Raw genomic sequence first — 22,831 nt, 5'->3', positions numbered from 1 at the left:
TAAAAAGCAAGGTGATAGCGAGGTGAGCAAATGGCAAAATTATTCGCCTGTAGAGGCGGTCAGTCAGAAGTAAACGGAGCACCCGAGAAGGTGAAGCTCCTCCCCCTCGGACACGTCAAGAGTCAAAAGGGCGACTTCGACGTCGATGAGGAAAGCTTCCGTTTGATGAAGCAGACTTTTCTCGAACGGGGTAACGACATCGTGATTGACTATGAGCATCAGACGCTCAAAGATGTACAGGCTCCGGCGGGCGGATGGATTAAAGACCTATCCATTGAGGACGGAGCGATTGTGGCTAAAGTGGAATGGACTCCGCAGGGAAAGAAGTATCTCGAAAACCGGGAATACCGCTATCTCTCGCCCGTTGTCCTCGTCCGCAAGTCGGACGGCAAGGCAATAGTCCTACACTCGGCAGCATTGACGAACACACCCGCCATTGACGGGATGTTTCCGATAATCAATTCCATCAAACTTGATGATTATGAAGGAGGTAACGACATGGACATCATTAAAAAGCTCGCGGCTCTGCTCGGACTCGGTGAGGACGCAACCGAAGAGCAGGTCACGGAAGCCCTCAAGGCAGCCGTCGCGGATGCCAAGAAGTTCAAGGAGGGCACAGAGAACAAGAATCCTGAAGGCGGTTCGGAGGATGAAGGCAAGGTCGTCTCAAACAAGGTGATTTGCGAGATGCTCGGGCTGAAGGCCGGAGCCAAGACCGAAGACGTGGCCGCCGCAATCGTGGCGCTCACAAACAAGAAGCCGGAGGGCTCTGTTTCTGAGAAGGAGTTCAAAGAGCTCAAGGACAAAATCGCCCGCAGGGATGCAGACGACGCCGTCCTCATGGCCCTGAAGGCCGGGAAACTGACTCCGGCTCAAAAGGATTGGGCGACGCAGTACGCACTCAAAGACCCGGAGGGATTCAAGTCCTTCGTTGAGAAGGCCCCCCAGGGCGTCCCGATGGGCGAGCTTGACATCGAGACCAAGGCGAACAAAGAGGAAACCTTCGACGAGGCGACGCTGCTCATTTGCAAGCAGCTTGGCGTCAGCGAGGACGACCTCAAGAAGTACGGAAAGGATGTGAGATAACATGGCACTCACAGCAGGAAGGAACACGCCGGAGCTTGCAGAAGGCGGGAGAATTGTCGTCCTCCCGGTGGCGGCAGGTGCGGTCATTTATGACGGCGGGCTTGTCGTGCTCGATGCGAGCGGCAACGCAAAGGCCGCTGTCAAGGCCGAGGGCCTTACGGCAGCGGGCCGCGCCGAGGAATACGTCGACAACACGGGAGGCGCAGCCGGAGACAAGACCGTCAAGGTCAGAAGAGGCGTCTTCGTTTGGGACAATACCACGGTAGCAGCCAACAAAATAAAAGCCGAACACGTCCTCAAGGACTGCTATATCGTCGACGACTGCACCGTGACCGCATTGGCGACAGGCAGCTCCCGGGCAGGAAAAGTCATCGCAGTAACAGACGACGGCGTCGCCGTCGAAACCCTATAACAGGGAGAAAAGGAGGATTAAAGCACTATGATAGTTAATCAGCAAGCACTCCGGGGCATTTTTACCGGGTTCAAGACCATCTTTGCCAAAGCCTTTGACGAAACAAAGCCCCTCTATGACAGGGTGGCGACGGTCGTCCCTTCCGTTACAGGGGAAGAGAATTACAAATGGCTCGGCACTATCCCCATGATGCGGGAATGGATTGGAGACCGTCAGATTAAAAGTTTGACGGCATCCGATTACACCATCAAGAACAAGGACTTCGAGGTAACGGTCGGCGTTCCCCGCAACGACATCGAGGACGACCGTGTCGGGCTCTACACTCCGGCGATTCAGTCCCTCGGTCAGAGCGCGGCCCTGCATCCCGACGAGCTTGTCTTCGTACTGCTCCCGGGCGGATTCACAAACAAATGCTATGATGGGCTGCCGTTTTTCTCGGACGCCCACAAGGTCGGCAAAAAGACCTTCAGCAACAAGGGAACGGCCAAACTTTCGCCGGAATCCTATGCAGCGGCGAGGGCGGCAATCATGTCGGTAACGGACGAACACGGCAAGCCTCTCAAGATTGTCCCCGACCTTCTCGTCGTTGGCCCGGCCTTAGAGACCGAAGCGAGGAAGATTCTTCTCGCCGACCAGATTGACGGCACAACCAACATCCTGAAGGGAACGGCGGAGCCGCTGGTTGTTCCCGACCTGGCCGGAAATGATTCGATGTGGTTCCTGCTTTGCACCAAGAAGCCCATCAAGCCTCTCATTTACCAAGAGAGACAGAAGCCGAAGTTTGTGAGCCTGACCAACGAGACCGACGAGAACGTCTTCATGAGAAAAGAATTCCTCTACGGAGCCGACTCTCGCGGAAATTCCGGGTATGCCTTCTGGCAAATGGCCTACGGCAGCGACGGTACAGCACAGTAAAGGAGTGAGTCGGCGTGGCATATTGTGAGACCGCAGAAGTCCGCTCCATGATTAAGGATGATGCCCTCAACACCATCATCGGCAGCGACTACATAGAAGACGAGGCCGAGCGTGAGGCGAAAATCATCCCCATCATTGAAGGGGCAATCGCGGACGCAGGGGCGGAGATTGACGGATACCTCGCTAAGAGATACCCTCTCCCTCTCTCCCCTGTCCCACAGGTTATCAATAAGTTCGCAAAGGACATCGCCGTCTATAACCTGTATTCCCGCATCGGTATCGACGAGAGTGACAGAGAAAAGAACTACTTAAACCGCTACAAGGCGGCGATTCGGTTCTTTGAACTGCTGGCGGAGGGTAAGGTCGAAATCGGAGCCGTCGACACCACCACCGCAGCGCGAACAGGCTTCTCGGTCGCATCAAGTCCGCGCCTCTTCTCCCGCGACAAGCTGAAGGGGATGTAAATGTACAGCATCAGACTTGACGGCGACACAAGAAGCTTGATGAAAAGGCTCCGGCAGCTCGCGGACATCGACAAGAAAGGCATTAACGCCTCCATTGCCGAGGCTATCCGCGAGTCGACCGTCGAACGGTTCCGAACGGAAAAAGGCCCGGACGGGAAGAAATGGAAGCAATCCATCAGGGCGGCGCAGGAAGGCGGCGTCACGCTCGTCAAAAGCGCAGGGCTTAAGAATTCCATCAAGACTACGTCCGACGCCTCCGGGTTCGCGGTCGGCACGAACAAAATATATGCATCGACGCATCAGCTTGGGGCCAAGAACAGGAGAATCACCATCCGGGCCAAGACCTCGAAGGGCCTTGTCTTTCAAGTGGATGGCCGCTGGATACGGAAGAAGCAAGTCACCGTCAGAATCAACATCCCGGCCCGTCCCTTCCTCGGCCTCAGCGATGACGACATGCAGGAAATCAAGGGCACTCTTGAGGATTACTTCAGGGAGGATTAGAAATGTTTACGGAATGCAGGGAACACCTCATCGAAAAGCTGAAGGGAGCAGGAATCCGCTCGAAGCCCTACACAAGCATGAAAAAGCTCCGGGCATCACAGGAGGCCCATATCGGGGCCGTGCTCTTCGAGGAGGAAACCTTCGACCGAAGCGGCGCAAAAAAACTATACAGTGACCAAACAGGCGCGCAGCACAAGAGGCGAAAGGTTTTCTCCCGGGAGACGACCTTCAGCGTGATAATCGGAGACCCCGACCCCAAGAAGACGGAGGAGTTCTTTGAAGCGTTTCTCAGAGCCCTTGACAAAGGCATCTATATCGACGGGAACTATACCCCGATTGAGGTCGTGGAGGCGGAATGGGTTGACGAGGATGACAGCATCCTGAAGGCAAGAGTCGCCGTCAATGTCAAAGTCAAATTCATGGGCGGCGTTTATAAGGACACAGACTTCGCGAAGCTCACGGACGTCGAAGTCGAATCAGTTATCAAGGGAAAGGAGACTCAAGATGGCGAGTAAAAACCAACAGCCGGAAACGGCTGACACAGCAGCTCCGAAGCTATTTAGCATTGAGGAGCTCAAAGACAAGAAAAAAACGCCCGCCCCCATCTTCAGCGGTATGTGTGCCGCCCTCGGATGGAAGCCGGGCAAGATGGTCACGGAGGAAGACTTCGACGCAGCGGTCGGAAAATTCTCCGGCAGTCCCATCGGAAAGAAGGTGAAGTAAATGCTTAGAGATGTCACAACAAACATTACTGACGGATTGCTCGGACTGGCAACCGAAAAGGGCGAGGGTGTCCATGTGAAAATCGGTGTCTCCCCCGTTACGTCGGACACGCCTATCATCATTACGGGCAACATGACGGCGGCGAAAATCAAGGAACGCCTCGGCCTGAGCCCGCTTGCTGACAAGGTCATGGATTCGGTGGAGAACGGTTCCAACCGGATTTACTGCATCCCGGTCTCGGCATCCACGGCAGGAAGCCGGGGAATGGTCGAAAAGACAGGCACGGGCTCGGGTTCCCTAACCGCTGACGGGAGTCCTTACAATGCCTTTGACGTAATTGTCAGAATCACCGGGCAAGGCCGCAGAAATACCGCCCTGTTCGTGTATTCGATTGATGGCGGGTACAGCTATTCCGACGAGTCCACCGTGCCGCTGACGGGAGCCTTCGAAATCCCCCTGACGGGCCTGACTGTGACGTTTACGGAAGGTGCGCAGCCGAATGAGGAGACATCCTTCCTTGTGGGCGACGTCTTCCGTTTCAAGACAACGGCCCCCACCATGACCAACGCCGACGCGCTGGCGGCCATTGACAAGCTCAAGAACTTCAACGAGCCCTATGAATTGGTTCATATCGTCGGGGAATCGCAGAAAGCATTATGGTCGGCGGTATCGGAGCAGCAGCGGGAGCTCGCGGCAACCTATCACAAGCCCCTCCTCTTTGTGCTTGAGGCATACGTCCCGGACAACGAGGAGGATGTCGCCGACTACGCCTTGAGGCTTGAGGCCGACAAGAAGGACATCAAGAACACCGACATTCAGGTCGTGGCAGCGCGCTCCCTCTATGTCGGCATGGACGGCATCACAAGGGAAATCAACAACGCCGGAATCGTGTGCGGCCTGTACTCCAAGACCAAAGTTCATCAGAGTATCGGCAAGACCCGGGACACGGCGGGCATGGGAATCTCTAAAAGCAAGATGCTAGAGCTCCGGCCCGCGGGGATTGAGGAATATATCGAGCTGCTTGATGCCGCAAAATACCTCACCTTCCGGGAATACGACGGGCTTGAGGACTACTTTGTCACCAATGCTCGCGTGATGTCCCCGGACGGCTCGGATTACCGTTATGCTGAGGATGTCCGGGTCAAGAACAAAATCATCAAGGAAGTCCGCAAAGAGGGCCTTCAGCTCTTGCAGGACGACATCGACCTTGAAGATATGCAAAACGAGCTCGAAACAAGGGCGAAGTTCATGCAGACTCCTCTCGACGAGATGGTCAAGCTGAAGGAAATCTCCTCGGCCACAATCACAGTCCCGGAAGGACAGGACATCATCACGACCGAGAAAATGCCCGTCACCATCCGCTATGTGTCCAGAGGATACATCAGGGAAATCGAAGTCGACCTCGGCAGAACGAAGCCGAGCGCAAGCTAAGAAAGGAGGCTTGATTAGGATGTCATTGAAAGTAAACGGCAAAACATACGATTGGGCCGACGTCGATATTAAGCTCCCGGGTCTCACGATTGAGTTTCAGGAAATTTCCTACGACGACGAGCTGGAAAAGGAGCTCGCCTACGGCAAGGGTCAGAAACCGAGAGGCTACGGAGAAGGCAACTACAAGGCCGAAGGCAAGGTCAGCCTCCTCCGCGACGATTATGACGCGCTGCTTGACTACTGCAAAAGCAAAGGGACACCGCTCTTCAAGCTGGTCATCCCGAAGATTGTCGTCTCCTACGCCAACGAGGGAGACCGCACAAGGAGCGATGTGCTCAATACCGTCACGTTCACCAAACGCAGCAACAAGGCGGCGCAGGGAGACAAAAGCATCAAGGTTGACCTTGACATGCTTATCGTGGACGGAATCGAGAGCGACGGCGTTAAAGCCCTGTAATATCTCAAAATAAATGTCAAAGGAGGATTATGCAATGGAAGACAAGAGCATCAAAACCAACGAGGCCGAGGTTAAAAAAGGCGGGTCTGGAGCACTTAACACCGAGGAGCTCAAGACAAAACACGGCAAGGTTTATCAGCTTGATTTAACCCTCACCCCGGACGATGACACGGAGATTGAGGTCTCCTATATCTTCAAGAAGCCGACCACGGCGAGCTATGACCGTTATGTTAAGACGGCGGCCAACGGAATGACGAAGGCGCTCAAGACCTTCATGTTTGACAACATCATCCCTGAGCACCGCGACAGATTGGAGGCCGACCTTGAGGAATACCCGGCCCTTACCTTGAGCGCGGGCGAAAAGCTGCTCTCCATGCTCGGGCTGTCTAAGACCGCAAATTTAATGAAGCTGTAGAAGAGCAGCTCGGGAGGGTGAGGACGGACTTTGTTGAGGCGGCGACGCTTGAGATTTACAGGTTCGTCCCCCCTGCTCTTCTGCCGGATAATATCGGGGAGCTGCATTTTGATGAATTCCTTGCGCTCCTCGCCCGGGCAAGGTACATCGAAGAGGTTGAGGAGGACATTGTTGCGAGAGCTATCTCGAAGGTGTTCTCGGAATAAAAAACCGACCTCTTTATCAAAGGGTCGGTGTTTGTCTGGTAATCCATGCTTTATATAGTTTGGTCGCGTTCCTCCCGGCCTGGAAGATGCTCTCTTTGTCCTTGTCCTTCTGCCTTCCCATCGTGTTTTGATGGCCTACCCATAAGGCATAGGGAATCGTATAGACCATAAGCGGAACATATACAAGGACGGAGATGGCAGCTCCGGCGCACAGGGCGAATATGAGAACTTTGAGCATTACGATTATCAAGGTCATGGTAATCCCTCCTTTGCCTAATTATACCATACGAAAGGGGTGAGGAATAGTGTGAGCTTAGAATCCGTTTTCAAGCTGTCCCTCATTATGAACATGGTCGACCACCTGACAGGCCCGATGGGCCGTGTGCAGTCTTCGGTCGGCGGCTCTGTCTCGAAGCTTCAGAGCATGGAGCAGACCTTCGGCGACATGACCAAGACCGGGGCGGCGATGGCGGGTATCGGCGCACAGATAACCGCCTCAGCTCTCGCCCCGGTGGAGGCAACCTTCGCGACAAAAAGGGCTCTCGGTGAGCTTGCCTCGGTGGGCGTCAAAGACCTCGGCGTCCTTGAGGATGCGGCGCGCAGCTTCTCCGAACAGTGGGCCGGGACATCGAAAGCCGACTTCATCACGGCGGCCTATGACATCAAGAGCGGCATCTCCTCCCTTACGGATGCGGGCGTCGCCGGGTATACGGAGCTTGCAGGTATCACCGCGAAGGGAACAAAGTCCAGCATCGCGGAGATGACAAACCTCTTCGCCACGGGTTACGGCATATACAAGAACTTCTATTCCGACCTTTCGGATATGGAGTTCGGGGAAGTGTTCTCGGCGGGGATTGCGGCTTCGGTCAAGAACTTCAAGACCACGGGCTCAGGGATGGCACAAGCGATTCAGACCCTCGGGGCCTCGGCAACGACGGCCAACGTGCCCCTTGAGGAGCAGCTCTCTATATTGGGTATGCTTCAGGCCACAATGAGCGGAGCCGAGGCGGGAACGAAATACAAAGCTTTCCTCCGCTCGGCTGTCAAAGGCGGCGAGGAGCTCGGCCTCAAGTTCACGGACGCGAACAACCAGCTCCTCTCTATGCCGGAAATCCTCGGTAAACTCCGGGGCAAGTTCGGAGAGACGATGGACGCAGCCGAAAAAATGCAACTGCAAAAAGCTTTCGGTGATACGGAGGCGGTCGCCCTCATTGACCTCATGTACTCCAAGACGGGAGACTTGCAGAACAACATCCTCGGCCTTTACTCGTCGATGGGCGAAGGAGTCGGGGCCGCCCGGGAAATGGCGTCGGCTATCAACGACACGGAGCCCGAGAAGTACCAGCGGTTACAGCAACGCATCCAGAACGTCAAGGAGTCCATCGGCAACAGCCTCCTCCCCACCGTCAACGAACTGCTCGGCAGGGGCGAGGAAGTCCTGACAAAGGTTGGCTCATGGATTGAGAAGAATCAGGAGCTCGTCAAAGTCATCATGATTATTGTGCTCGCACTGGGAGGCTTCCTGATGGTGGCCGGGACGACAATCGCGGTCGTCGGCGGCGTGGGGCTTGTGTTCACCAAGACGGCGGGACTTGCGACAGGTTTTTACCGGGCGATACGGGGAATCCCCGACCTGCTTACAACTATCCAAATAAAGGCCCTGTATGCCGGGGACGGTCTAAAGAGAGGCTTCAGCGCGGTTAAGACCTTTGCCTCGTCGGCGGTTACTGGCATCAGAAACGTCGCCGTCAATATCGCAAGCATGGCGAGGACGGCAGCCATTAACGGGGTCACGGCATTAAAGAACATGGCCCTCGGCCTTGTGGGGATGGCAAAGCAAGCAATCACGACGGCGGTGACAGCGATGCCCGAGCTTATCGCCTCGGTGTGGAGCTTCACGGCGGCCCTGCTCGCGAATCCTATCACGTGGATTATTATAGGCATCGTCGCTTTAGTGGCCGCGATTATTCTACTCTGGCGGAATTGGGACTCGGTGGTCTCGTGGATACAAGGCGTTTGGAACGGCTTCGTCAACGGCATAAAGGCCGGGTTTGACTGGATTCGGAATCTCTTCTCGGGGATGCCGACCTGGCTGCAAATAGCAATCGCCGCATTCCTGCCGTTCATAGGGATTCCGATGCTCATTATCACGCATTGGGACTCAATAGTCGCCTTCTTCTCGAATATGTGGACCCGCATCAAGGAAGGCTTTGTCAACGGCATCAATGCAATCAAGGAATTCTTTATGGGTGTTCCGGCGTTCTTCAGGGAAAGCGGCGCGAGAATCATCGACACCCTCGTTGAAGGCATCAAGAGCGCGGCCATGAAGCCCGTCGAGGCGGTAAAAGGCATCTTCCAGAAGGTTAGAAAGCTTCTTCCGTTCTCGGATGCGAAGGAAGGGCCTCTCGCGGAGCTGACGCTTTCGGGGCACAGGACAATGTCCACGCTGGCGCAGGGCATCGAACAGGGTGCAGACCTCCCGGCTCAAGCCGTGGAGAAGGGGCTCGGCAAAATTGACACGACAGGAGGCCGGGAGCCTGTCAAGAAGGTCAACCTCAAGGAAATCTCCCGGGAGAAAGAAACATCGGAGACGACCACGGAAAGAGACAGGCGCATCATCATCGAGAAACTGCTCCTAAACGTGGACTTCTCCAAAATCAAAGAGCTCCCGCTGCTCCTCAAGCTCCTCAAGGAGATTGAGGACTACGTCAACAGCAACGGGCTCGTCGCTGAAGGGGAGGGATAATCTTGATATTTGTCGACGACAGTTCGATTAAAGTGAGCGGGGTTATCCTCCCCGGCCTCATCAAGAGTATAGAGGTCAGGGATGACGCTCTCATCGAAGAGCAGACAGTCGAAGGGAGCTCCGCGAAGGCGAAACAGGCAGAGGGGTACGAGGACGCAAAGGTGACGATTGAGCTCATCCTAGAAGACGGCCCCAACGCCACGAGGAAAGAGAAGCTCGACAAGATACAAAACCTTTTCAAAAAGGCAGGACAGGAGAAGCCTGTCGTTCATGAAATCATCAACGAGCACACGGCAGCGCGCCGGGTCAAGAAGGTCATCTTCAAGAGCCTCAGCTCGAAGGAGGAAAGCAAAAAGGAGCAGCTCACGGTGAGCCTTGAGTTCTGGTCGTACAATCCAATGACCATCACGGCGACAAAATCCAAGAGCGGCAGCTCGCAGACGAGCACCTCATCGGCGGTAAGCAAGCTCGACCCGGCATATCAAAGCTATTTGAGCGGCAGCCGGGGGACGGCTCCCAAGACCAACAACTCCCCCGCTGTGGATGACGTAAGCACGACGGCCTATGCGAACAGGCTCTCAATGATGCCGTACTAAGGAAGTGATTCTAAGAGTGGAAACGGCTGAATTATTCTATCCCGAAATCAGCGTAGAGCTCGGGAAATACACCTTCAGGGAAGGCGTAGAAATCGAGGTTTATTCAAGCAAAGACAGTTACTTTGATTGGGCGAAGGTGAGGTTTACCCGGCAGTTCAAAGAGAAGCTCACTCTCGACGTCAAAGAAAAGGCCCTCATCCAGCTCGGTTACAACGGGGTTTTCGACGATGTCTTCGAAGGATATATCACCAAGCCGTATGACAGCGGCGGTTACATGAACGAAATCCTCCTCAAGGACGACATGATTCTCCTTGAGGAAACGGCCATTAACAACACGTTTTTAGATGCGACGCCGCAGGAGATTATCTCCTTTTGCCTCGCAAAGGCCGGGGTTCAGAAGATGAAGCTTTCGGCGGCGGCACATCCGGCAAAGGCGCGAATCCCCATCTTTCAAAAGAACGTGGTCTCGGTCATTAACGAGATACACGCCGCATGGGGAATCGCTGAGAAGTTTTTCTTTTCGGGCGGAGTCTTCTATTGGGGAGAGAAGCCCGAACAAACAAAGGTTTTCTCGTTTGAGTACGGGACGAACATCATCACCCTCAACAGGCCGGGGGGCGTGTGGGAACTCGAAACGGTCTCCGCACCGTTCATCAAGCACTCGCACAAAATAAGCGTTTCACACCCGCAGGTGTCCGGCGAGTTCGAGGTCAAGAAGGTCGTCTTTACTACCAACGAGGCGGGGTTCATCCGCACCTACATCTATTTTTAACCGAAGGAGGGAGAGCAATGCTTGAGGAAATGGTCAAAAGTGTAATAGCAAAGCAGCTCGCCGCCGACTTCCCTCACTTGCAGCTCCCCGGCCTTATGCGTGCAAGGGTCACAAGAGCAGCGTCCACGGGCGAGTGGTACGAATACAGCCTCAAGATTCTTGACAAAACGGGCGAGATTGACGAACGCTTCCCGGAGATTCCCGGAGTGCTTTCCAAGGTAAACGTCGAGCTCGGGAAAACCGTCGCGGTCGGCCTTCTGTACGGTGAGCTCAATCCGTGCATTATCGGGGAGGTGGTTTGATGGCAGGGTTAAACGACACAGACATTAAGCTTGACCCCTCGTGGCAGCTCACCCAGGCGGCCACTGGCGACGCGCCTCTTGTGTCCGGGTTCGACTGCATCATGCAGGACATCCGGCTTGAGGCTATGACACAGGCGGGCGAGCTCTTCTATGATACTGAGTGGGGATGGTCGCTTCTCGACTTCGTGCAGAGCGAGGACGACGAGCTCACCATCATAGAGGTCGGGGAGCGCATAAGAGAAAAGCTTGAAAGAAGAGAAATCGTCGACTCTGAGACCATCTCAACCGAGGTAAAGCTTGAGGATGACGCGCTCAAGGTGTTCACTACCTTTTGCTTTATCGGGGATTCTCAGACCTACAGCGTGAGCGTCACGGTCGACAGGGTAAATGTGGAGGTGATTGAAATTGATTGATGAAAAGGTTCTTGACGAGATTCTTCCCGTCCCGGACATCGAGAAGCTCAAGGAGGAGACGGTCGCGCAGCTTAAAAGCGAGGGCTTCTCAATAACGAACTTCAGCTCGGGCGGCATCTTTTACACCCTCTTGATGATAGTCCTCCGCATCCGCATCGAGCTCATCAACCTCCTCCGCCGTGTGCTCAATAACATGTTTGTCGCTCATGCTGAGGGGATATGGCTCAAGCTCAAAGCGGCGGACTTCGGCAAGAAACAAAAGGAAGCCCTCAAAACGCAAGGCTATGTCACTGTGACAAGGGGAGAAGGCGCGGAGGCCGTTCGCATTGCCAAAGGGCACGTCTTCAAGACCATCAAGGACGTCAACGGCGAGGAGCTCCGATTCTTTGTCCTGAAGGATACCGTCCTTCAGAAGGGCGCGGAGACGGTCGGCGTCCTCGTGGAGGCCGAACGGGAGGGCTCAAGGTACAATGTACCACCCGGGCAGATAACGCGCTCCCTGACGCATTTAGAGGGCGGCTGCACGGTCTCCAATGGTTCTGACTGGATAGTCCGGGAAGGCAGCGACATTGAGGACGTTGAGAGCCTCCGGGAGCGCACCCTCCGCTCGTGGTCTGAGCTTGCCACAAGGCCCATCGCCGAGAAGTATCAAAACGCTTGTGAACAGGTTCCGGGCGTGCTCTTTGTCAAGGTGAACGATATGCACCCGAGAGGTCAAGGAACGGTCGACATCATCGTCACAGGGACGGCGGGAGAAGCGACGGAGGGCCTCCTTGCACAGGTGCGGGCCGAGGTCGACAAGATTATCGGCAACTATGACGACGTGCTCGTGAAGAGCTCTACGACCATAGAGCAGCCTGTCTCCGTAACCGTGACCATCCCGGACACCGTTTCGGATGACGGCATCGCCGACAGCGTGAAGGCTGCTATCTCGGAGCTGCTTCAGATACGGAAAAACCGGGAGCTCAACGAGCTCACTCACGCCGACATCGTCCACGCTGTCAAAAGCAAGGTCGCATCCGTCCGCAATGTCAAGGTTACGGTTCCAAGTGAGGACGTCTTCCTTGACAGCGACAAGGTCATCATCCTCGGTGAGGTATCGGTGACAGTGGAAAGGACGTGAGGCGATGGCGAGATTTGAGAGGTTCGGCGAGTACATGTTCAGCCTCCTCTTTACTCCGCTGAGGAAAGGGAAAAAGGCAGCGAATCAGTTCTATATCTTTTTCAAGGTCGTCGGGAAGCTGTTTGACGACACCAAGAGGGACATCTTCCGGGTGCGGGCCGAGTCAATGGTCATCAGCGCAAGCGAGGTCATGCTCCCGGAACACGGTAAAGACCGGGAAATGCCCCGGCTCAAGGGCGAGGATGCCGAAGCCTACAGGACACGGCTTTCCATGAAGGCCATTATCGCGGAGCAGGCCGGGACAAGGCCGGGCGTCCTCCTTGCCCTCAAGGCTCTCGGATATGAACAATCCTACATAGAGCCGTTTTATAAGACAGACCCGGAGAGATGGGCTGAGTTTATCATCTTCCTCCGGGGCAAGAATCCGAGTGGCGTCAATGACATCCGCATCATAGACGCCGAGGTGATGAAGGTCAAGGAAGCGAGTGCAAAGCCTAACTACGGTGTGGACAGCGGAAACGTCATCGGAATCCGTTCCAAGGAGCAGACGGGATTTTCCCGTTATCCCCTTTGCGGGACTATCGTGTGCGGCGTCTTCCCGATCGCGGTGTGTGTCGGCCATATGGTCGCCTCGGCGGGCGTGGCTCAGTCCCAAAGCGGCGGAGCTATCAAGGATTATCCTCTGACAGGCCGGACAATGACATCGCGGAGGATATACCACGAGGAGAATTGTTCGCTTTATTATGGCTTTGATTCCGTCTCGGAGGTCAAGTCTTCGGCCCGCGATGGTGAAGTGACTTATCCTCTCGCATCAGAGAAAACCATGACGAAAGGAGATGAATGACCATGAAGACATTGACGGGCATCGGCCTAAACAAACAGGCCCAAAGGTTCGCGAGCTCTATCCATCATGCGGCGTACAGCCTCAACGGAGCTCCGCAGACAAGGCCGATTTTCAAGTCTATCGTTGAAGGAGACGTCGTGAAGATTTACGTCTACTTTGACGATGCGGTTGTCGGCAGCGTCTCAAACGTGCAGCTCGTCGACAATGACGGCGATGTGGTCGCGCTGACCGACAGGGTCTTTACGAAACCACAAAGCAAGGGGCTCTATGTAGCCTTTAAGTACCGCTTTACAGAAATGGAGGTTGAAAGTGTTGAATCCTTATAGCAAAGTCGGATGGAAAGACCATGTCGTCGACGAGGAAACGGGCGAAGTCATCCAGAACGGGACGCCGCTGAGCGAGAACAATCTCGGTCATATGGACGACGGCATCCAGGCAGTCACCGCGCAGACCATAACTCAGGATGCCTCTATTGCACAGCTTCAGGCTGAGCTCAAGGTCGTCAAGGATGCAACCTTGAATAATATGACCAACAACGTGTTTATTGAGAACTTCAGCTCGCTCAGCAACATCAAGCTCAGCAACGGCATCTATGACCCGGTGGCGCGGAAAATCTATGTATAAAGTGGCGTGCCCGAGGAGGGAGCTGAGCTGCATGATAGGGAACTTGTTCAGTGAATTGGTTCCTTTATGCGACGGTGATTGCTCCGGCCTCAAGGATGATGACTTCATCATCTCCGGCATCATCACAGGGACAGACAAGAAAGCGACAATCAAGCTCACCGACTACGGATGCGAGTATTACGGAGACGTCCAAGAACTTGAGAGATTGCGGGAAAAGAGGTGTTTGATTCGTGGAGCCTTCCATGCTTCAGAAGAAAGCTGAAATCTTCCTTGACAGGATTTATCCCCTTTTGAGGAACTTCCCGCAGTCCGAGAAGTTTTGCCTCTGCCAAGAGATAAAACAGGCATGTTACAGGGTCATCCGAAACACTATGATGTACAGCGCACTCAAGACGGATGACCGCATCCATTACCTCCGGGAGGTGGACGCAGACCTGAAGCTCCTGCTCATTCATTTTGGGATGGCGAGGAATCAGAAGTACATCACCCAAAAGAAAGCCTATGAGCTGCAAGAGAAAATCTCCGAGCTCGGGCGCATATGCGGGGGTCTGATAAAGGCCCACTACGGGAAAAAGTAACTACTCACAGGGTTGTCCCTGTTTGACCGCTAACCGTGCGATTCGCGGCTACAATTCGGCCCGCTATTGGAACAACAATGGGCAGTCGAATCGCAACGACAACGTCGGCTGGCGGCCCGCCCTGTAAGTCTTTCGTCCGATGCGGTCACGGCTTCATCGGCGAGTCCTTGTTATACTTCAAGGGAGGGGCAATCCTTCACTGTGGAAACGGTGTAAACACATGAACAATGTCATAACTGCCAAGCCGCTTCATGAAAGGGATGCCATTATGACGAACACTACTAAAAGCCCGCTGTTTGACGCAGTTGTTGACTACGACAACATAGCGAAAGGATACCGTGAGACACAACGAGGAGCGCGGAAATTCCAAAAGGAAGCCGTCATCTTCGATATGTGCAGGGAGAGGAATCTCGTCCACTTGTGGCGAGACCTCAAGGATGAAGAATATGAGGTCGGGAAGTACATTCGATTCAAGGTTTTCGAGCCGAAAGAGAGAAATATCTCCGCTCCTCATATTCGGGACAAGACCGTGCAATTCGCGGTTCACAGCGTTCTCAAGGAAGTCTATAAGCCGGTATTTATCAAAGGCTCGTTTGCTTGCCAAGAGGACAAAGGGAATCACAGGGCGGTCGAACACCTTCAGCATAACATGAGGTTGTGCAAATGGAAGCACGGCGGAGGATGGATTCTCAAAATAGATGTCAAAAAGTTCTTTTACTCTATCGACAGGGACATCCTGAAGAGAATCCTTCAAAAGAAAATCAAGGACGAAAAACTTCTCCGGCTCCTTAACAAAATCATTGACTCAAGCCCGGAAGGAGAAAAAGGAATACCGCTCGGGAACGTGACCTCGCAGGACATGGCGAACATCTACCTCGACAAGCTCGACCAGTATTGCGTGAGGTTCCTCAAGGTGAAGTATTACACCCGGTACATGGACGATGTTTGCATCGTGACGCCAACGAAGGAACAGGCCCAGGAGTACCTCAAAAAAATCAAGACGTTCCTTGAGGAGCGACTCGGGCTTGAGACTAACCAAAAGACCAAGATTTTCCCGTTGGAGCAGGGCGTCAATGCCTATGGCTTCAAAATCTGGACGACTCACCGCCTATTGAGGGATAAATCAAAACAGGCGATGAAGCGACGCATTAAGCGTATGGACGAAAAGCAAAAGGCCGGGGAAATGACCAAGAAGGAAGTCGTTCAGGCCGTGAGCTCATGGCTCGGATATGCACGCTGGTCATGCAGCTTCAACCTCTGCAAGAAGATTTTCGCACCATACCCCTATATCAAAGTGGAAGGAGAGATTTATTTTGGCAGAATATCTCGGAACAATCAATCTCGGCGGCCTGTACAAGAGCGGAGTAATCCAACCTCGCCCCACTAAACCGTGGCGCATCAGCTCCGCGCCGACAGGTCAGAGTACAGTCGGAGACATTGCCGACTTTAACACCTTGACCACGATGTCAAGCTGGACTATCGGCAACACTCCGGGAACTGAAGCGAATCAGCTCAAATGGCACAAAATCAAGGACGGAGACAAGACCCTTCTTATTTGTGACAGGGTCATCCTGGCTAATGTGTCGTGGGACGACCTCAACGGCGACAATCGTATTTTTGGCAAAACCATCACTATTGACGGGGCCGAGTACAAGCTGAGAGCTCTGACGGGCGGCAGCAACTACAGGAGCGGAACGGACGCCTACTCCGGCGGTTCTCCGGCTACAAACGAGTGGGACAGATTCGTCACCCGCGAGGAGGTCATCACAGGGCTCCCTGCTCCCACTTCGGCAGACCTTGACTCTACCCTTGCAACGGCTGACTACACGAGCACTCATGGCGATTTTTGGCATTGGGCGGGTATGTATTCATGGTGTCAAGAGACCTACACAGGCAACACCGCTACCCGTGCGCTTCGCGGCTACATTTCGGCCCGCTATTGGAACAACAATGGGCAGTCGAATCGCACCGACATCGTCGGCTGGCGGCCCGTCCTTGAAGTACTGAATACTGCCCCATTGATTTCTGACATAGACCGAAATCTCGGGGACAAAAACGCGGACTTTGTAATCACCTACACGGTCAATGACACCGATGCGTCCGACGTGCTCACAGTAACGGAATACCGCGACGGCGTGCAGACAAACACCTTCACGAATGCAGTCCGGGGGCAAACATACAGCATCAACGTCCCGGTCACAAGCCTCAGCCTCGGCACTCATACCGTCTCCGTAACGGTCAATGACGGCAAGGGCGGCACGGCTACAAGAGTATGGACGTTCCAAAGAGTGAACGCAGCTCCGACCGTCTCGGGAAGTGACCAAAACCTCGGGGATAAAAACCTCGGCTTTCAGATTGAGTACACGGTTAATGACACGGACGGAGACACACTGACAGTTGTCGAGAAACTCAATACTGAAACGCTCAGAACGATAAACAACGCCCCGAAAGGACAGACGCTCACGCTTGAAATCACGAACGAAAAGCTCTTCAGCTTAGCTCTCAACTCGGTCAACACGGCTCGGATTGAGGTCAGCGACGGCAAGGGTGGCACGGCGTACAGGACATACACTTTCAAGCGCGTAAACGCCGCGCCGAGCATCTCGGGAGTGGATGAAGACCTCGGTCAACAGACGGGAGCCTTCTCAAAGACCTACATTGTGAACGACGTCGAAGGCGATGCGGTGATTATCACCGAAAAAATTGACGATACTGTCATCCGAGCATACACCGCAGAGCTCGGCACAGAGGCCACAATCACCCTCACGGAGGAAAAGTGGCTCATGCTGACAAACGGGTCACACTCCCTCAAGATTGAGGCTGTAGACACCAATTTTGCGACGTCGATTAGAGTCTTCAACTTCAGCAAGAACGAGACGGAAATCCTGTTCGAGTTCCCGACTCCGTTCGAGACCGATGCGATGGCAACCAAAGTCCTTGTCACTCCAACATGGCACATCGAGGGCGCGGAGGCCTACGTGTACGCTTGTAATAACGCTTTTGACGACAATCCGACATGGGAAGACATCACAGCGCAGGTCTTCATCAACCGAGTCTATAACTTCATCAATGCGGAGAAAACGGCGACAAGATGGGGCGTAAACATCCGCTTCCATATTGTCAAAAACCCCGGATATGAAGGCGAAGTCTCAATAAATGGATTTGGAGGTGCGTTTGAGTAATGCCTGAATTGTTAAATCCAAAGCCTCTCTCTGAAATCAAGAGGGAAAAGGTAGAAAAGGCCCAAGAACTAAATATCGACCTCTATGAGGCCGTGGCCGGACTGTTTGAGGAATTGCTTGAAGCAAATGCAAGGATTGCCGCGCTTGAAGAGCGTGTCAATACACTAACACAAGGAGGCGGGCAGTAATGGCAGCAGTCAAGAATTACATGATTCCCGTATACGCTGCACTCATTAAGAGGGAGAAAAGGGACATCGAGTCCCTCCCTGAAGAGTACATCGTCCCGGTGGCTGAGTATCTGGCGGCTGAAGTGGAAGGCGCATAGACCGCTTAAACCGGGCAAGACAAAAGGAGGGGCGGCCTCGCGGCTGCTCCCTCCCGGATGTCTTAAATGGCCTCGCTCTTTTGCATGAATCACCCCCTCCGGGGCGGTCGATGCAAGCGAACGATACCTCGGAAATACTTCTGAGAAACGGTGTAATTTTTGCCAAAAATCTTGTCCCTTTTTGCCAAAAATTTTGTCCGGCTACAATAAATCAGTGATTACATAGATGCAGGGGGAAAGAAATGGACAAGAAAAAGAAACGGATCATTATCGCTGCGGTAGTGATCATCTTGCTTGCCCTTATCGGCCTGAAGGTGGTCAAGGCCATGGGGGATAAAGCGGCGAAACTGGCTGAGGAGCAAAACAGACAGACCTATACTCCTGTCGAGGTCCTGACGGTCAAAGCTCAGGATATTGCTTCCAATGTTCTCTTAAGCGGCAAGGTTCAGGCCGATAAGGAAGCGCCGGTTTTGGCCAAAACTCCCGGTAAGGTGACCGCGGTCTACGGCAAAGTCGGGGACTATGTCAGAAAGGACCAGGTGCTGTTCAGTCTGGATAAAACGGATGTCACGCGTGCCTACAACCAGGCTGCGGCCACGCTTCAGATGGCTGAGGCCAATTACCGGACCAGTATGGATAATTATGAAAACAGCAGGAAAAATGTAGAGCGGATGAAGGAATTATATGCGGCCGGGGCCATCAGCAAGGTGGAGCTGGATCAGGCGGAATTAGCGGCGTCGGACGCGGTAAAAGCCGCCATTGAGAGCCAGCTGGCTCAGGCCAAGGCAGGGTATGATACCGTAGAGCAGACGATGTCCGATATGGATGTCAAGGCCCCGATTGACGGGATTTTGACCTCTTTCGATGTCAGTATCGGCACGATGGCGACGAGTGCCGCTCCTTCGGCTTCCGTGGTTGACCTGAACAGGGTCTATGTCGAGGTCAGTATCAGTGAAAAAGAGATCAATCAGATTAAGAACGGGCAGGAAGCAGAGGTCTCGATCCCGTCCGCGTCCCTGAAAACCGGGGGCAAGATTGAGGAGCTCAGCGTGGCCGCGGATGCCCGGGGAAAATACAGCCTGAAGGTTTATCTTAGTAACGGGGAAAGAAAGATCAAACCGGGGATGTTTGCCAATGTGACCCTGAGTGTGGCCTCCAAAAGCAATGTCCTGGTCATTCCTACCGATGCCGTGGTCTTCCACGAGGAAAAGAATGTGGTTTATCTGGTCAAGGATAACCTTGTCACGGAGAAGGAGGTCGCCGTGGGGCTGGAAAACGGCACGCAATCCGAGATCGTCAGCGGCTTGGCTGCCGGTGATGTGATTGTGGTCAAAGGCCAGAGCTTGATCAGTGACGGAGCGGAGATCAAGGTGGTGACCAAAGACGGGCAGGCGGTGGAAGGGAATGCTGCCGGCACGGCAGAACCCGGTAAAGCGGGAGGAGGAGCTCAGCAGTGAGAATATCTGAATCCTCGGTCAAAAGACCGGTTACGGTATTAATGTGTGTCCTCATTGTGATTATTTTGGGGATAGTTTCCTATACCCGTATTCCTCTTGATTTGCTGCCGGATATGGATATTCCGGTGGCGGTCGTCAGCACCTCTTACCAGGGGGTCGGTCCTCAGGAAGTGGAAAAGCTTGTGACCAAGCCGCTGGAACAGGCCGTGGGCACCGTACAGAACTTAAAAACCATTTCCTCCTCCTCTTCTGAGGGCAGCTCGCTCATTATTGTCCAATTCAATTACGGAGTGGATATGAATAACGCCGCCCTCGATCTGAGGGAAAAGGTGGATCTGGTCAAAGGGGCACTGCCGGATGATGTCAGCAGTCCCATGGTTTTTAAATTCGATCCGACGTCTATGCCGATCCTGACCCTGTCTTTGTCCTCAGAGGGGAAAAGCCTCTCCGAGCTGCAGAAGCTGGCGGAGGATACGGTGAAGCCCAGGCTGGAGAGGGCGGAAGGTGTAGCCTCGGTCGATGTCAGGGGCGGGACCGAGGATATCGTGGAGATCCGCACCAAAGCCGAAAAAATGCAGGGTTACGGGATCAGCCTGGATACCCTGGCCGGGATACTGAAGGCGGAAAACCTCAACCTGCCGGGCGGAGATGTCCAAAAAGGGTCCCAAAAGCTTACGGTAAAAACCACCGGAGAGTTTTCGTCGGTGGACGATATTAAACAGCTCCTGGTTCCGCTGGGGAACGGGGCCAATATCCAGCTGATGGACATTGCGGATGTGGAGCTGAAGCCGGATGAGCAGACGACGATTTCCAAGGCCAATGGCAAGCCGAGTATCAATATTTCCCTGATGAAGCAATCCGGTTCCAATACGGTCAAGGTTTCGGAAGCGGCCCAGGCGGAAATCGCCGGTCTGGAAAAAGAGCTTGACGGTGTAAATATCACCTTAGTCAATGACTCTGCCGATTATGTCAAGAAGAGCCTCAACCAGGTATTTCATGAAGGCATGGTCGGCGGGCTGCTGGCGGTCCTGATTTTGTACCTGTTTCTGCGCAATGTCCGCACAACCTTGATTATTGCCACCTCTATCCCGATTTCCATTATCGCGACCTTCAGCATCCTCTATTTCTCGGATATTACCCTGAATATGATGACTCTGGGGGGGCTTGCCCTGGGAATGGGCAGGCTGGTCGATGATTCGGTCGTTGTGCTGGAGAATATTTACCGTTTCCGTCAGAACGGGTACTCAAGAACCGAGGCCGCGGTCAAGGGCTCCTCGGAGGTGATCGTGGCGGTGATGGCTTCCACACTCACCACTCTGGCGGTTTTTCTGCCAATTGTTTTCGTGCAGGGCCTGACGTCAACCTTATTCAAACAATTTGCCCTGACCGTCAGCTTTTCGCTGGCCGCGTCTCTGGTGGTGGCCGTCACGTTGGTGCCGATGCTGGCCGCTAAACTGCTGAAGATCAATCATCAGGACAAGGCCCCGGATGGGGAGGATTTTGATGTGGAATCCATGGCCAAAGCCGAGGGCGGCATGCGTCCGCCTGAGGAAAAGCCCGCCAGGTATTTTCTGAGAATCCGGGGCTTGTTCAATAAAGCTTACGCCAAATTTGACCAGGGCTACGAGAGTCTCCTCAGTGTTTATAAAGATATCCTGGCCTGGTCTTTGACCCACAGAGTCAAGGTGGTTTTGTTTACAACCGTGTTTTTCTTTCTCTGTATGTCTTCCCTGGCTTTTGTCGGGTCGGAGTTTATGCCCCAGTCTGATGAGGGCTATGTCCAGGTGACGGTAACTTTGCCTGATGGCTCAAAGGTGGAGAATACGGCGGCTTTCATGAATGAGCTTGAGGGGAAAATGGAAAATGTGCAGGGAATCGACACGGTATTTATCGAAGCCGGTTCTGCCGGTGAAAGCGGCCTGGTCGCGGCCAAGGGCAATACCGGCACCATGAACGTCAAGCTGGTGCCTCTGGCTCAGCGCCGCGGTGTTCAGGAGATCACCGATGAGATCAGGAGACTGATTCAGGATACTCCGGGGGCCGAGCTTAAGGTTGCTCCTTTGCAGAGCATGTCCATGGGGGATGCCGGGGAGCCGATCAGCATTATCCTCAAAGGTGAGGAGCTGGAGACCCTGAAGGAGGTCGCGGATGATGTTGTGGGGATTGTTAAAGGGGTCCCCGGCACCCGTGAAGTCAAATCCAGCTATGAGGACGGAATCCCGGAGGTTGAGATCAGTGTCAACCGCCAGGCCGCTTCCCAGTACGGGTTGACGGCGGGACAGATCGCTTCGACGGTCAGGGCTTCTCTGGCCGGAACAACGGCGACCAGCTACAAATATGACGGAACGGAAATCGATGTGGTTATCCGGGGCGATGAGAATTTCAAGCAAAATATTCAGGCCCTGGAGCAAATCCCGATTAACAATACGGCGGGAAATACGGTTTCCCTGAACCAGGTCGCCGATATCTCAATCAAGAGAGGGCCGGTTTCCATTGCCCGCCAGGACCAGGTGCGCACAGTTACGGTCAGCAGCCAGCTCAGCGGCAGGGATGTCGGGAGCGTGTCCACGGATATTCAAAAAGCTTTGGATACTTACCAGATGCCGGACAGGTACACCTATGAGATGACCGGTCAGCAGAAAGAGATGATGGATGCCTTTGGCGATCTGGGCCTGGCCTTGATCCTGGCCGTTCTCCTGGTTTATATGGTGATGGCCTCGCAGTTTGAGTCCCTGCTCTATCCGTTTGTGATCATGTTTTCGATGCCGATTGGCTTTGCCGGAGGGATTCTGGGTTTGTTTCTCACCGGCAAGTCGTTAAGCGTAAACTCTATTATTGGTTTGATTATGCTGGCGGGGATCGTCGTCTCCAATGCCATTGTCCTGGTAGACTATATCAATACCCGGCGCAAGGTCTATCATGAAGACCGCAATACGGCCATTATCAAGGCCGGGCCCATCCGTTTGCGGCCTATTCTGATGACGGCGCTGGCGACCATTCTCGCTATGCTGCCGATGGCGCTGGGGGTTGGCGAAGGAGCGGAGCTGCAGGCCCCCCTGGCAATCGTCGTTGTTTTCGGGTTAACCTTATCCACAGTTGTGACCCTGGTGCTGATTCCTGTGATGTATACCCTCTTTGACGATTTCAGCAACAAGGTGAAGGGGATGTTCTTTTCCGGCAAGGGCGGGGACAAAACAGGGGACAGCGAAAAACCGGCAGTAGCAATTGATCCCGGAAACCCTGTTCAGGGGTAGACCGG

The 22,831-nt window shown here is 54.0% G+C and carries 29 protein-coding genes; 28 read left to right on the top strand and 1 reads right to left on the bottom strand.

Annotated elements, in window-relative coordinates:
- Positions 1 to 30: 30 nt before the first annotated feature.
- Genes SGLY_RS13160 through SGLY_RS13110 form a run of 11 tightly spaced genes read left to right on the top strand, consistent with a single transcriptional unit; the run spans position 31 to position 6,610 of the window.
- Entirely contained in the window at positions 31 to 1,086 is a 1,056-nt protein-coding gene (locus tag SGLY_RS13160; RefSeq protein WP_013623774.1) for a phage protease, read from the top strand.
- A 1-nt stretch (position 1,087) separates the two neighbouring features.
- Entirely contained in the window at positions 1,088 to 1,498 is a 411-nt protein-coding gene (locus tag SGLY_RS13155; protein ID WP_013623775.1) for a hypothetical protein, read from the top strand.
- Positions 1,499 to 1,525: 27 nt separating this feature from the next.
- Complete coding sequence (locus SGLY_RS13150; protein ID WP_013623776.1) at positions 1,526 to 2,413, top strand: Mu-like prophage major head subunit gpT family protein; 888 nt, start codon at positions 1,526 to 1,528, stop codon at positions 2,411 to 2,413.
- Between the two features lie 14 nt (positions 2,414 to 2,427).
- Positions 2,428 to 2,877 carry a gp436 family protein gene (locus SGLY_RS13145; protein ID WP_013623777.1) on the top strand — a complete coding sequence of 150 codons (450 nt, stop codon included), beginning with the start codon at positions 2,428 to 2,430 and terminating at the stop codon, positions 2,875 to 2,877.
- The gene (locus tag SGLY_RS13140; RefSeq protein ID WP_013623778.1) at positions 2,878 to 3,378 is read left to right on the top strand and encodes a phage virion morphogenesis protein; all 501 of its coding nucleotides are present in this window, start codon (positions 2,878 to 2,880) and stop codon (positions 3,376 to 3,378) included.
- Between the two features lie 2 nt (positions 3,379 to 3,380).
- Positions 3,381 to 3,893, top strand: coding sequence for a hypothetical protein (locus SGLY_RS13135; RefSeq protein ID WP_013625737.1), 513 nt, complete (start codon positions 3,381 to 3,383; stop codon positions 3,891 to 3,893).
- Positions 3,883 to 4,101, top strand: a complete 219-nt coding sequence (locus tag SGLY_RS13130) for a hypothetical protein (RefSeq protein WP_013623780.1) — start codon at positions 3,883 to 3,885, stop codon at positions 4,099 to 4,101. Before SGLY_RS13135 ends, SGLY_RS13130 begins: the two co-directional genes overlap by 11 nt.
- Positions 4,102 to 5,532 (top strand): DUF2586 domain-containing protein, encoded by a 1,431-nt coding sequence (locus SGLY_RS13125; RefSeq protein ID WP_013623781.1) that lies wholly within the window; start codon positions 4,102 to 4,104, stop codon positions 5,530 to 5,532. It abuts the gene before it with no gap.
- Between the two features lie 19 nt (positions 5,533 to 5,551).
- The gene (locus SGLY_RS13120; RefSeq protein WP_013623782.1) at positions 5,552 to 5,989 is read left to right on the top strand and encodes a hypothetical protein; all 438 of its coding nucleotides are present in this window, start codon (positions 5,552 to 5,554) and stop codon (positions 5,987 to 5,989) included.
- A gap of 34 nt (positions 5,990 to 6,023) precedes the next feature.
- On the top strand, positions 6,024 to 6,404 hold the full coding sequence (locus SGLY_RS13115) for a DUF6848 family protein (RefSeq protein WP_013623783.1): 381 nt from the start codon (positions 6,024 to 6,026) through the stop codon (positions 6,402 to 6,404).
- A gap of 17 nt (positions 6,405 to 6,421) precedes the next feature.
- Positions 6,422 to 6,610: a hypothetical protein gene (locus SGLY_RS13110; protein ID WP_013623784.1), complete on the top strand. Its 189-nt coding sequence runs from the start codon at positions 6,422 to 6,424 to the stop codon at positions 6,608 to 6,610.
- 16 nt (positions 6,611 to 6,626) lie between these two features.
- Here the strand turns inward: SGLY_RS13110 and SGLY_RS13105 are convergent, their stop codons facing one another.
- Positions 6,627 to 6,866 carry a hypothetical protein gene (locus SGLY_RS13105; protein ID WP_013623785.1) on the bottom strand — a complete coding sequence of 80 codons (240 nt, stop codon included), beginning with the start codon at positions 6,864 to 6,866 and terminating at the stop codon, positions 6,627 to 6,629.
- Between the two features lie 87 nt (positions 6,867 to 6,953).
- Here SGLY_RS13105 and SGLY_RS13100 point away from each other — a divergent pair, with 87 nt between their 5' ends.
- The 17 genes from SGLY_RS13100 (at position 6,954) to SGLY_RS13025 (ending at position 22,826) form a co-directional block, all read left to right on the top strand.
- Positions 6,954 to 9,356 (top strand): phage tail tape measure protein, encoded by a 2,403-nt coding sequence (locus SGLY_RS13100; RefSeq protein WP_242822953.1) that lies wholly within the window; start codon positions 6,954 to 6,956, stop codon positions 9,354 to 9,356.
- 2 nt (positions 9,357 to 9,358) lie between these two features.
- The gene (locus SGLY_RS13095) at positions 9,359 to 9,952 is read left to right on the top strand and encodes a splicing factor 3b subunit 2 (protein WP_013623787.1); all 594 of its coding nucleotides are present in this window, start codon (positions 9,359 to 9,361) and stop codon (positions 9,950 to 9,952) included.
- 16 nt (positions 9,953 to 9,968) lie between these two features.
- On the top strand, positions 9,969 to 10,724 hold the full coding sequence (locus SGLY_RS13090) for a serine/arginine repetitive matrix protein 2 (protein ID WP_013623788.1): 756 nt from the start codon (positions 9,969 to 9,971) through the stop codon (positions 10,722 to 10,724).
- 17 nt (positions 10,725 to 10,741) lie between these two features.
- A complete protein-coding gene (locus SGLY_RS13085) occupies positions 10,742 to 11,026 on the top strand; it encodes a hypothetical protein (protein ID WP_013623789.1) in 285 nt (94 codons plus the stop codon).
- Positions 11,026 to 11,439 carry a hypothetical protein gene (locus SGLY_RS13080; protein WP_013623790.1) on the top strand — a complete coding sequence of 138 codons (414 nt, stop codon included), beginning with the start codon at positions 11,026 to 11,028 and terminating at the stop codon, positions 11,437 to 11,439. The genes SGLY_RS13085 and SGLY_RS13080 overlap by 1 nt, the downstream gene beginning before the upstream one ends.
- A complete protein-coding gene (locus SGLY_RS13075; protein WP_013623791.1) occupies positions 11,432 to 12,562 on the top strand; it encodes a baseplate J/gp47 family protein in 1,131 nt (376 codons plus the stop codon). Before SGLY_RS13080 ends, SGLY_RS13075 begins: the two co-directional genes overlap by 8 nt.
- Positions 12,563 to 12,566: 4 nt before the next feature.
- Positions 12,567 to 13,406 carry a hypothetical protein gene (locus tag SGLY_RS18270; RefSeq protein WP_013623792.1) on the top strand — a complete coding sequence of 280 codons (840 nt, stop codon included), beginning with the start codon at positions 12,567 to 12,569 and terminating at the stop codon, positions 13,404 to 13,406.
- Positions 13,407 to 13,408: 2 nt separating this feature from the next.
- Entirely contained in the window at positions 13,409 to 13,732 is a 324-nt protein-coding gene (locus SGLY_RS13065) for a hypothetical protein (RefSeq protein WP_013623793.1), read from the top strand.
- Positions 13,716 to 14,030, top strand: a complete 315-nt coding sequence (locus SGLY_RS13060) for a hypothetical protein (RefSeq protein WP_013623794.1) — start codon at positions 13,716 to 13,718, stop codon at positions 14,028 to 14,030. The genes SGLY_RS13065 and SGLY_RS13060 overlap by 17 nt, the downstream gene beginning before the upstream one ends.
- 31 nt (positions 14,031 to 14,061) lie before the next feature.
- Complete coding sequence (locus tag SGLY_RS13055) at positions 14,062 to 14,292, top strand: PDZ domain-containing protein (protein ID WP_013623795.1); 231 nt, start codon at positions 14,062 to 14,064, stop codon at positions 14,290 to 14,292.
- On the top strand, positions 14,273 to 14,608 hold the full coding sequence (avd, locus tag SGLY_RS13050; RefSeq protein ID WP_013623796.1) for a diversity-generating retroelement protein Avd: 336 nt from the start codon (positions 14,273 to 14,275) through the stop codon (positions 14,606 to 14,608). Before SGLY_RS13055 ends, avd begins: the two co-directional genes overlap by 20 nt.
- 220 nt (positions 14,609 to 14,828) lie before the next feature.
- Positions 14,829 to 15,995 carry a reverse transcriptase/maturase family protein gene (locus tag SGLY_RS13045; RefSeq protein ID WP_013623797.1) on the top strand — a complete coding sequence of 389 codons (1,167 nt, stop codon included), beginning with the start codon at positions 14,829 to 14,831 and terminating at the stop codon, positions 15,993 to 15,995.
- The gene (locus tag SGLY_RS13040; protein WP_242822952.1) at positions 15,922 to 17,790 is read left to right on the top strand and encodes a hypothetical protein; all 1,869 of its coding nucleotides are present in this window, start codon (positions 15,922 to 15,924) and stop codon (positions 17,788 to 17,790) included. The genes SGLY_RS13045 and SGLY_RS13040 overlap by 74 nt, the downstream gene beginning before the upstream one ends.
- Positions 17,790 to 17,978 carry a hypothetical protein gene (locus SGLY_RS13035; RefSeq protein ID WP_013623799.1) on the top strand — a complete coding sequence of 63 codons (189 nt, stop codon included), beginning with the start codon at positions 17,790 to 17,792 and terminating at the stop codon, positions 17,976 to 17,978. The genes SGLY_RS13040 and SGLY_RS13035 overlap by 1 nt, the downstream gene beginning before the upstream one ends.
- Complete coding sequence (locus SGLY_RS18170; protein WP_013623800.1) at positions 17,978 to 18,115, top strand: CD1375 family protein; 138 nt, start codon at positions 17,978 to 17,980, stop codon at positions 18,113 to 18,115. The genes SGLY_RS13035 and SGLY_RS18170 overlap by 1 nt, the downstream gene beginning before the upstream one ends.
- A 242-nt stretch (positions 18,116 to 18,357) precedes the next feature.
- Complete coding sequence (locus SGLY_RS13030) at positions 18,358 to 19,572, top strand: efflux RND transporter periplasmic adaptor subunit (protein WP_013625736.1); 1,215 nt, start codon at positions 18,358 to 18,360, stop codon at positions 19,570 to 19,572.
- Positions 19,569 to 22,826: an efflux RND transporter permease subunit gene (locus SGLY_RS13025; protein ID WP_013625735.1), complete on the top strand. Its 3,258-nt coding sequence runs from the start codon at positions 19,569 to 19,571 to the stop codon at positions 22,824 to 22,826. The genes SGLY_RS13030 and SGLY_RS13025 overlap by 4 nt, the downstream gene beginning before the upstream one ends.
- The last annotated feature ends 5 nt before the right edge of the window (positions 22,827 to 22,831 follow it).

Source organism: Syntrophobotulus glycolicus DSM 8271 (genome assembly GCF_000190635.1).
Taxonomy (GTDB): Bacteria; Bacillota; Desulfitobacteriia; order Desulfitobacteriales; family Syntrophobotulaceae; genus Syntrophobotulus; species Syntrophobotulus glycolicus.
Note: the sequence above shows the minus strand (reverse complement) of the source record. Positions and strands in the feature narration are given on the sequence as shown.